The 3,121-nt window shown below is 75.4% G+C and carries 4 protein-coding genes; all 4 read left to right on the top strand.

The genetic code is table 11. The features are described 5' to 3' along the window. A partial coding sequence (locus ICW40_RS19945) for a glycosyltransferase (RefSeq protein ID WP_221655725.1) occupies positions 1 to 885 on the top strand: 885 nt, incomplete at its 5' end. Continuing rightward, positions 882 to 1,751 carry a glycosyltransferase gene (locus tag ICW40_RS19940; RefSeq protein WP_221655724.1) on the top strand — a complete coding sequence of 290 codons (870 nt, stop codon included), beginning with the start codon at positions 882 to 884 and terminating at the stop codon, positions 1,749 to 1,751. The genes ICW40_RS19945 and ICW40_RS19940, both read left to right, overlap by 4 nt. Before the next feature lie 58 nt (positions 1,752 to 1,809). Continuing rightward, positions 1,810 to 2,559 carry a hypothetical protein gene (locus tag ICW40_RS19935; protein WP_221655723.1) on the top strand — a complete coding sequence of 250 codons (750 nt, stop codon included), beginning with the start codon at positions 1,810 to 1,812 and terminating at the stop codon, positions 2,557 to 2,559. Between the two features lie 67 nt (positions 2,560 to 2,626). Beyond that, entirely contained in the window at positions 2,627 to 3,076 is a 450-nt protein-coding gene (locus ICW40_RS19930) for a hypothetical protein (protein ID WP_221655722.1), read from the top strand. Positions 3,077 to 3,121: the final 45 nt, after the last annotated feature.

The raw sequence follows: 3,121 nt of genomic DNA, 5'->3' as shown, positions 1-3,121 counted from the left end.
GCCGCCGCCCGTCGGTCCGGCACGCGCGCCGTGCGGTGGCTGGGCGGCCCGGCCGACGCCGTCGTCACCACGGGGGCGTCCGCGGCGCTCGGCGTGCTCGGCGGACGTCAGGTGCTGCTCGTCAAGGACGACTACGTCGCGGGCGCCGCCCTCATCGGTCAGGACCCGCGGGCGCTCGAGGCGGAGCTGGCGGGTGCGGTCGCGGCCTCCGCCGCCGTCGTCACCGTCTCCCCCGTGCTGCGGGACCGCCTCCGGCGCTTCGACGTCGAGGCGCACGTCATCCCGGCCGGCTGCACGGTGGGCACGGACCCGGTGCGCCGCGGCGCACCGCAGGGCCGCGCGCCGCGCGCCGTGCTGCTCGGCGGTGTCTCGCCCCGCGTGCGGCCGGACCTCCTGCGCGCCGTCCTGGACGCGGGCTGCGAGCTCGTCGTCGTCGGCGCACTCGCGCGGACGTTCCCCGAGGGCGAGCAGCGCTCGGCGGTCGAGGCCGTGCTGGCTGATGCGCGGGTCGACTGGCGGGGACCCCTGCCGCCTGACGAGGTCGCCGCGGTGCTCGCGGGCTGCGACGTCGGGCTCGTGCCCTACGACTCGAGCTCGTTCAACCAGGCCAGCTTCCCGCTCAAGGTGCTCGAGTACCTCGCCGCGGGGCTGCCGGTCGTCTCGACCCCGCTGCCGGCGATCGACTGGCTCGGCAGCGACCACGTCCGCGTGCGCGATGACGTCGCACCCTTCGCCGCGGCGGTCGTCGCGGCCGCAGGCGAGGCCGACGAGGCGCTCCGGGAGGCGTGCCGTGCCTTCGCGGCCGGCCACACGTGGACGCGCCGCGCCGAGCAGTGGTGGGACGTGCTGGGACTCGCGGGCGTCCCGACGGCGGGCGAGCGGTGAGCCCCCGCGCGAGCATCGTGGTGCCGGCCCACGACGAGGAGGCCGTCATCGCACGGTGCCTCGACGCCCTGCACGCCGACGCCGAGCCCGGCGAGTGGGAGGTCGTCGTGACGGCCAACGGGTGCACCGACCGCACGGTCGAGATCGCGCGCGCCCACCCGCTCGCGCCCGTCGTGATCGACCGACCCGAGCCGGGGAAGCCCGGGGCGCTCAACGCGGCCGATGCCGTCGCGACGACGTTCCCGCGCATCTACCTCGACGCCGACATCGAGGTGGACTCGGCGACGCTGCGCGGTGTCGTCGCGACGCTCGAGGAGCCCGGCGTCCTGGCGGCGGCCCCGCGCCTGAACCCGGTGACGACCGGCTGCTCGCCGCTCGTCCGCTCCTACTACCGCATCTGGCGCGACCTGCCCGTGCTGCAGCACGGCTACGTGGGCTCCGGGATCTTCGCCCTGAGCCACGAGGGGCACGCGCGCATCGCGCCGTTCCCGGCGATCGTCGCCGAGGACGACTACGTGCGCCGGTCCTTCCGGGCCGACGAGCGGCGGACCAGCCCGGGCTCGTTCGACGTCCGGGTGGCGCGGACGGTGCGGTCCCTCGTGCACCGCGGCGTCCGCACGCGTGCGGGCAACCGGCGGCTCGCGCAGGACGTCCCCACGCTCGCTACCCAGCCCGACGACTCGACCCTGCGCTACGTCGTGCGGCGCGCGCGGTCCCCGCGCGACCTGCCCCATGCGCTCGTCTTCCTCGGCGTCACGGTCGCGGTGCGCGTACTCGCCGAGCGCAAGCTGCGCCGCGGCGACGAGCGCTGGGAACGCGACGAGTCCACCCGCGCCCCTGCCGGACGCCCGACCACCTCTGCTTGACTTGTCGCGCCATGAGCCCGAACGCCCAGGCACCCCAGAAGGAAGTGAGCACCGCCCCGTGAACATCTCGAGCGTGTTCGGAGCCCTTGCCCGCCGCTGGTACGTGGCCGTCGTCGTCCTGGGCGTCACGGGCTTCCTCGCGTCCCAGCTCTGGCAGCAGGCCGAGCCGGTGTACTCCTCCACGACCGTCGTGAGCGTGGTGCGCAGCCCGGCCTACCTGCAGGCACAGCAGTCGCAGGACCCGCTGGTCACGATGGGCAACCCCTACGGGGACGCGACGACGACGCTCGCGGGGCTGCTCGCCGACAGCATCGGGCACGGCAACATCGACCTGTCCGACGAGGCGCCGGGCGCGTCGTTCACGGTGCAGACCAACACCCAGCGCGCCGAGAGCTTCTTCACGGTGGGCGCCTCCGCACCGGACCCGGAGGGTGCGCTCGCGGCGCTCCTCGTGCTGCAGGAGGAGGCACCCGAGATCCTCGCCGACATCCAGCAGCGCGCCGGCGCGCCGGCCGACCAGCTCATGACCGCGATCCTCACCCGCCCGGCGACCGCGCCGCAGCAGGAGTTCCCCGACCGCGCACGGGTCGTCCTGGGCACCGTCCTCGCCGGCATGCTCGCGACCGCGCTGCTGTGCGTCGCGGTCGACGGCGCCGTCGCGGCGTCGCGCAGGCGTCGGACGGCCGCGCGCACCGAGCGACGGACGTCCACCGGCACGCCCGTCGAGGGCGGTGCGGCTCCGCGCGGACGCACCGGCGGCGCGCGCAGCGGCGAGGACGCCGACCGTCTGACGACGACGAAGTCCTGACCCGGCGGGCGCTGCTCGCGCACTTCTGTCAGCCGTGGCGAGCAGCCCGGCCCGCTACGGTGCCGCGATGGGTACAGCGTCGCGCCGCCTCGGCACCTCGTTGCTGGTGCTCGTCGCCCTCGTGACGTCCGGGGGGTGCACGGCCGGCGCGTCCGGCGCCGACCTGCCGCCGGCCATCACCTGCACGACCCACGTCCGGCTGGAGGCCGGCAGCGCCGGGGGCGAGGAGTCGACGACCCTCACGGTCGACCGCGTCGACGGTGGTGCGGCGGCGCCCGAGGAGCTCACCGTGGCGCCGTTCCGCCTCGCCGTGTCGTACATCGGTGAGGCGCCCGAGGGCCGCACGGTCACCGTCGTCGTCTCGGACGCCGACGGCGTGATCGTCCGCGACCTGTACCAGCTCGCCGACGGCGACGCGTTGCGAACGCAGTTCGCCGGTGGCCACGGGTTCACGGGGCTGTCGTACGTCTACTCCGGCAGCGCCGAGCTCCAGCTCTGGTGCGCCGCCGACGCCTAGACGGAACGCACGATCATGGCTCCCCTCTGTGTCAAGACGCTGCGG

Origin of the sequence: Actinotalea ferrariae (genome assembly GCF_019733465.1) — a bacterium.
GTDB classification, from domain to species: domain Bacteria; phylum Actinomycetota; class Actinomycetes; order Actinomycetales; family Cellulomonadaceae; genus Actinotalea; species Actinotalea ferrariae_A.
This window is presented reverse-complemented; position numbering and strand designations above follow the sequence as displayed.